Here is a 4,926-nt window from a genome sequence, read left to right on the forward strand (position 1 = left end):
CCGTGCGGCCGTCCCTCCGTGGAGGGCCGCACGGCGGGCCTCGGCCCACCTGACCTCCAAGCCGTGGCTGCGGCTCGGCCTCCTGCTCTCCGCGCCGCTGGCGTGGCTCGTGCTGGTGTACGTCGTCGCGCTCGCGGCGCTGCTGGTCACGGCGCTGTGGTCGGTCGACAGCTTCACGGGCGAGATCACCCGCTCGTTGACGTTCGACAACATCAAGGAGATCGGCACCGAGTCGCTCTACCGGACCGTCGCGCTCCGCACGATCGGCGTCGCCCTGGCGGTGACCGTCGTCGACGTCCTGCTGGCGCTGCCGATCGCGTTCTACATGGCCAAGGTCGCGTCGCCGCGGGCCCGCCGCGCGCTGGTCATCGCGGTGCTGACGCCGCTGTGGGCCAGCTATCTGGTCAAGGCGTTCGCGTGGCGGTCGGTGCTGTCGGACGACGGCATCTTCGAGTGGGCCACGAGCAAGATCGGTCTCGGCACGCCCGGCTACGGCATCACGGCGGTCATCATCACGCAGGCGTACATCTGGCTGCCGTACGTCATCCTGCCGATCTTCGCGGGGCTCGAGCGGGTGCCGGACTCGCTGCTCGACGCGTCGGGCGACCTCGGGGCGTCGGCGTGGCAGACGATGCGGACGATCGTGCTGCCGATGCTGACACCGGCGATCATCGCCGGGTCGATCTTCAGCTTCTCGCTGACGCTGGGCGACTACATCACGGTCAACATCGTCGGCGGGGCCAACCAGATGCTCGGCAACCTCGTCTACACCAACGTCGGCGCGGCCAACAACCTGCCGCTCGCGGCGGCGATCGCCCTGATCCCCATCGTCATCATGATCGGCTACCTGACGGCCGTGCGCCGCACGGGCGCCCTGGACAACCTGTGAGGCGGCACGCATGATCCTCAGCGCAACGGTGCGACGCCTGCTCGTCGCAGTGACCGGGCTGGTCCTGCTGGTGATGTACCTGCCGCTCCTGCTGGTGGTGCTCAACTCGTTCAACACCAGCCGGTCGTTCGCCTGGCCGCCGACCGGGCTGACGCTCGACTGGTGGCAGCGGGCGTGGCACTCCGACGGGGCCCGGGAGGCGGTCGTGACGAGCGTCCAGGTCGCGACGGCCTCGACCGTCGTCGCGCTGGTGCTCGGGACGCTGATGTCGCTGGCGCTGCAGCGCTACGCGTTCTTCGGCAAGAACTCGGTCAACCTGCTCGTGATCCTGCCGATCGCTCTGCCCGGCATCGTCACGGGCATCGCGCTCAACAACGCGTTCCGCGGGATCCTCGGCCTGCAGCTGTCGATCCTGACGGTGATCATCGCCCACGCGACGTTCTGCATCGTCACGGTCTTCAACAACGTGCAGGCCCGGCTGCGCCGGATGGGCGGCAGCTTCGAGGAGGCCTCGGCCGACCTCGGGGCGGGGGTCTGGACGACGTTCCGGCTCGTGACCTTCCCGCAGCTGCGCTCGGCGCTGCTGGCCGGTGGCCTGCTGGCGTTCGCGCTGAGCTTCGACGAGATCATCGTGACGACGTTCACCGCCGGCAACGGGGTCACGACGCTGCCGATCTGGATCCTCAACAACCTGTTCCGCCCCAACCAGGCGCCGATCGTCAATGTCGTCGCGGTCGTGCTGATCCTGTTGTCGATCGTGCCGATCTGGATCGCGCAGAAGCTCAGCGGCGATCCCGAGGCGCTGCGATGAGCGCCGTCGACCGGGACCGGCTGGCGGCCCTGCTGGAGCGGGAGCGGGCGACGTTCGCCGAACGCAATCCCGAGTCGGCGCGGCTGTACGCCGAGGCGTCCCACCTGTTCGGCCGGGTCCCGATGACGTGGATGAACAAGAACGCGGCGGGCTTCCCGTTGTACGTCGACCGGGCCCGCGGCAACCGGGTGTGGGACGTCGACGGCCACGAGTACGTCGACTTCGCCCTCGGCGACACCGGGGCGATGGCGGGCCACTCGCCGCAGCCGACGGTCGACGCCGTGACCCACCGGATGGCCGGGCTCGGCGGGCTGACCACGATGCTGCCGACGGCGGACGCCGAGTGGGTCGGCGCCGAGCTGACCCGCCGCTTCGGGCTCGCGCGGTGGAGCTTCTCGCTGACCGCGACCGACGCCAACCGGTGGGCGATCCGGCTGGTCCGGGCACTGACGGGCCGGCCCAGGATCCTGGTCAACGCCTACTGCTACCACGGCAGCGTCGACGAGTCGCTGATCGTGGTGGGACCCGACGGGGAGGGGATGTCCCGCCCCGGCAACGTCGGCGCGCCGGTCGACGTCACCGAGACCAGCCGGGTCGCGGAGTTCAACGACCTCGCCGGGCTGGAGCGGCAGCTTGCCCACGGCGACGTCGCGGCGGTCCTGATGGAGCCCGCACTGACCAACATCGGCATCGTGCTGCCCGAAGAGGGTTATCTCGCCGGGGTCCGGGAGCTGTGCACCCGCACCGGGACGTTGCTGATCATCGACGAGACGCACACCTTCTCCGCCGGTCCCGGCGGCGCGACGGCGCTGTGGGGCCTGGAGCCCGACGTCCTGGTGATCGGCAAGGCGATCGGCGGCGGGGTCCCGTGCGGCGCCTACGGGTTGAGCGAGGAGCTCGCGGCCCGGGCCGAAGGGCGTACCGACCTCGACCTGGTGGACATGGGCGGGGTCGGCGGGACCCTGGCCGGCAACCCCGTGTCGGTCGCCGCGATGCGGGCTACGCTTGAGGATGTGCTCACCGACGAGGCGTTCACGCACATGGTGGCGACCGCCACGGCATTCACCGGCGGCGTCCAGGCCGTGATCGACCGGCACGCGCTGCCCTGGTCGGTGAGCCAGCTCGGCGCCCGCACCGAGTACCGCTTCGCGTCGCCGGCTCCCCGCAACGGCAGCGAGTCCGCCGCGGCGCAGGACGACGACCTCGAGGACTACCTGCACGTGTTCCTCGCCAACCGCGGCATCCTGCTCACCCCGTTCCACAACATGGCGCTGATGTCGCCGGTCACGACGGCCGCCGACGTCGAGCGCCACCACGAGGTCTTCGCGGAAGCCCTCACGACCCTGCTCGCCACCCTTGAGGAGAACCCATGAGCACCACGTACCAAGTAACCGACCCGTCGACCGGTGAGGTCGTCGAGAGCTTCGAGAGCGCGACCGACGCCGAGATCGAGGCGACGCTGGCGGCGTCCGCCGCGGCGTACGCGTCGTGGAAGGACATGCCGATCGCGGAGCGCGCGGTCGTCGTCAAGAAGATCGCCGCGCTGTTCGCCGAGCGGTCGGGCGAGCTCGCCGCGATCGCGAAGCAGGAGATGGGCAAGCCCGAGAGGGAGGGCGTCGAGGAGGCCGAGTTCTGCCAGGCGATCTTCGACTACTTCGCCGACGAGGGCCCGACACTGGCCGCCGACCAACCCATCAAGACGTTCTCCGGCGGCAAGGCCTTCGTGCAGAAGCTCCCGGTCGGCCCGCTGCTGGGGATCATGCCGTGGAACTTCCCGTACTACCAGGTCGCCCGCTTCGCGGCCCCCAACCTGATGCTCGGCAACACCATCATCCTCAAGCACGCCGATTCGGTGCCCCGGTCGGCGCTCGCGGTCGAGCAGATCATGAAGGACGCCGGGCTCCCCGAGGGCGCGTACATCAACGTGTTCGCCTCGCACGAGCAGATCGAGACGATCATCGCCGATCCCCGGGTCGCCGGGGTCTCGCTGACCGGCTCGGAGCGGGCCGGCGCGGTCGTCGGGGCGCTGGCGGGCAAGAACGTCAAGAAGTGCGTCCTGGAGCTCGGCGGCTCCGACCCGTTCGTCGTGCTCGACGCCGACGACCTCGACGAGGTGGCCGGGACGGCATGGGACTTCCGGATGTACAACGCCGGGCAGGCTTGCAACTCCAACAAGCGGATGATCGTCATGGACGACCTGTTCGACGACTTCGTCGGCAAGCTGACCGAGAAGGCCCTGGCACTGGAGTCGTTCTCCCCGCTGTCGTCGCGGGCGGCGGCGGAGTCGCTCGCCGAGCAGGTCCAGGACGCGGTGTCCAAGGGTGCGACGCTGCACGCCGGCGGTGTCCTGAGCGACGGCCCCGACGCGCATTACTCACCCGCGGTGCTGTCCGGGATCACGAAGGACATGCGGGCCTACTCCGAGGAGCTCTTCGGTCCCGTCGCGGTGGTCTACAAGGTCGGGTCGGACGACGAGGCGCTGACGCTGGCGAACGACACGATGTACGGGCTGGGGGGCGCGGTGTTCAGCAAGGACCCGGAGCGCGCCACCCGCCTGGCTCAGCGGCTCGAGGTCGGCATGGCCAACGTCAACACCCCCGCCGGCGAGGGCGCCGAGATCCCGTTCGGCGGGGTCAAGCGCTCCGGCTTCGGCCGAGAGCTGGGCCCCCTGGGCATGGACGAGTTCGTCAACAAGCGGATGTTCTTCATCGCCGAATAGGGGGAATTTCCCCGGGGCGTCGGTTTACCACGGTCCCTGAGGAGCTTGGCGCATCCCGCAGGAAGCATCCCGCGTTATGCGCCAGGTTGCTGCGGGGGGATCGCCGTACACCGTCAGTTTGCTGAGGGACCGTGTTAAACCGACGCACCCTGAACCCGACGAGTCATTCCGGCCTGTCGACGCTCTGGTACTGGGTCTCCAGTAACTCCTCCATGCCGATCCGTGCGCCCTCCCGGCCGATGCCGCTCTGCTTCATCCCGCCGAAGGGTGCCGCCGGGTCGGAGACCAGCCCCCGGTTGATCCCGACCATGCCGGCCTCGATCGCCTCGCCGAGACGCATGGCGCGCTGGAGCTCGCCGGCGAAGACGTACGCCGCGAGACCCATCTCGGTGTCGTTGGCCATCGCGATGACCTCCGCGTCGGTCGTCCAGGTGACGATCGGCGCGATCGGACCGAAGATCTCCTCGTGCACGATCGCGGCGTCGGCCGGGACGTCGACCAGCACGG

Annotated in this window: 5 protein-coding genes; 4 read left to right on the forward strand and 1 reads right to left on the reverse strand. The window is 69.6% G+C overall.

The window, feature by feature from the left end; translation table 11 throughout:
- The first annotated feature begins 67 nt into the window (after positions 1 to 67).
- The 4 genes from JWQ91_RS09015 to JWQ91_RS09030 are packed head-to-tail and all read left to right on the forward strand — an operon-like array spanning position 68 to position 4,419.
- Entirely contained in the window at positions 68 to 889 is an 822-nt protein-coding gene (locus tag JWQ91_RS09015; protein ID WP_297782665.1) for an ABC transporter permease, read from the forward strand.
- Positions 890 to 899: 10 nt separating this feature from the next.
- The gene (locus JWQ91_RS09020) at positions 900 to 1,700 is read left to right on the forward strand and encodes an ABC transporter permease (RefSeq protein ID WP_297782657.1); all 801 of its coding nucleotides are present in this window, start codon (positions 900 to 902) and stop codon (positions 1,698 to 1,700) included.
- Positions 1,697 to 3,073, forward strand: a complete 1,377-nt coding sequence (locus tag JWQ91_RS09025) for a transaminase (protein WP_297782659.1) — start codon at positions 1,697 to 1,699, stop codon at positions 3,071 to 3,073. Before JWQ91_RS09020 ends, JWQ91_RS09025 begins: the two co-directional genes overlap by 4 nt.
- Positions 3,070 to 4,419, forward strand: a complete 1,350-nt coding sequence (locus JWQ91_RS09030; RefSeq protein WP_297782661.1) for an NAD-dependent succinate-semialdehyde dehydrogenase — start codon at positions 3,070 to 3,072, stop codon at positions 4,417 to 4,419. Before JWQ91_RS09025 ends, JWQ91_RS09030 begins: the two co-directional genes overlap by 4 nt.
- Positions 4,420 to 4,582: 163 nt before the next feature.
- On the opposite strand, the gene JWQ91_RS09035 is transcribed toward JWQ91_RS09030, so the two are convergent.
- Positions 4,583 to 4,926: aldehyde dehydrogenase family protein (locus JWQ91_RS09035; RefSeq protein WP_297782663.1), on the reverse strand; the 344-nt coding region annotated here is incomplete at its 5' end.

The sequence above is a fragment of the Aeromicrobium sp. genome, from assembly GCF_025965075.1.
In the GTDB taxonomy this organism is placed as follows: domain Bacteria; phylum Actinomycetota; class Actinomycetes; order Propionibacteriales; family Nocardioidaceae; genus Aeromicrobium.

Coding starts and splice junctions, on each gene's coding strand:
- JWQ91_RS09020 (WP_297782657.1), top strand. CDS start 900: ATGATCCTCAGCGCAACGGTGCGACGCCTGCTCGTCGCAGTGACCGGG.
- JWQ91_RS09025 (WP_297782659.1), top strand. CDS start 1,697: ATGAGCGCCGTCGACCGGGACCGGCTGGCGGCCCTGCTGGAGCGGGAG.
- JWQ91_RS09030 (WP_297782661.1), top strand. CDS start 3,070: ATGAGCACCACGTACCAAGTAACCGACCCGTCGACCGGTGAGGTCGTC.